This window comes from Streptomyces sp. NPDC046862, from assembly GCF_040704615.1.
Classification (GTDB): Bacteria; Actinomycetota; Actinomycetes; order Streptomycetales; family Streptomycetaceae; genus Streptomyces.
In genome coordinates, this window is the sequence record NZ_JBEYXP010000133.1 from 1 (window position 1) to 1,250 (window position 1,250).

1 protein-coding gene is annotated in these 1,250 nt (G+C 71.4%); it reads left to right on the forward strand.

Features of this window, described 5'->3' with window-relative positions; genetic code table 11:
- Positions 1–1,250 (forward strand): acyltransferase domain-containing protein (locus AB0959_RS52960; protein WP_366834211.1); only part of this gene is annotated, 1,250 nt, incomplete at both ends.

Consider the following 1,250-nt stretch of genomic DNA (forward strand, 5'->3'; position numbering starts at 1 on the left):
ACACCCTCGCCACCCGCACCCACCACCCCCACCGAGCCGTCATCCTCACCCCCACCCACGACACACCCCACACCCCACTCGACCACCTCACCACCCACATGGCCCACCCCCACCTCACCACCGCGCCCGAGCCGGCGAAGCCGCGCAAACCGGTGTTCGTCTTCCCGGGCCAGGGGTCGCAGTGGCAGGGCATGGCACGCGAACTCCTCGACTCCTCGCCGGAGTTCGCGGCGGCGATGCAGGACTGCGCCCGTGCCTTGTCGCCGCACGTGGACTGGGAACTGCTGGGCGTGGTGAGCGGCGCTCCCGATGCCGCGTCCCTGGACCGGGTGGACGTCGTCCAGCCGGCGCTCTTCGCCATGATGGTGTCCCTGGCTGCCGTATGGCGGTCGTACGGTGTCGAACCCGCCGCCGTTGTGGGGCACTCACAGGGTGAGATCGCCGCGGCGTGCGTCGCCGGGATCCTGTCGCTCGACGATGCCGCCCGCATCGTGGCGCTGCGGAGCCGAGCCCTGCTGCGCCTGGCGGGGCGGGGCGGGATGATGTCCGTACCGCTGCCGCAGGACGAGGTCCGCGACCGGTTGGACCCCTGGTCGGGCCGGCTCTCCGTGGCGGCCGTCAACGGCCCGAGGTCCACGGTGGTGTCCGGTGAGGCGGACGCGCTCCGCGAACTGCACGAGGACTTGACCAGGGGTGGCGTCAAGGCACGGATCATCCCGGTGGACTACGCCTCCCACTCGGCCCAGGTGGACGAGGTGCGGGGCCGGCTCGCCGAGTCGCTCGCGGGGATCGCCCCGCGTCCGGCCGAGGTGCCGCTGCTGTCCACCGTCACCGGCGACTGGCTCCCGGAGAGCGCCGCCGACGCCGACTACTGGTTCCGCAACGTGCGTGAGACGGTGCGGCTGGAGGACTCGGTACGAAAGCTGCTCGGCGAGCGTTACGACGCGTTCCTGGAGATGAGCCCGCACCCGGTGCTGACCGTGGGTCTCCAGGAGACCGTCGACGAGACCGGCGCCGACGCCGTCGTCGGGGGATCGCTCCGCCGGGACCAGGGCGACCTTGGTCAGCTGCTGTCGTCGGTGGCTCAGGCATTCGTGCGCGGCGTCCACGTCAACTGGCCCCACCACTTCACCCACACCCACACCCACCACACCAACCTCCCCCACTACCCCTTCCAACACCAGCACTACTGGCTCACCCCACCCCCCACCAACACCCCACCCGGCCTCACCCCCACCAACCACCCCTTC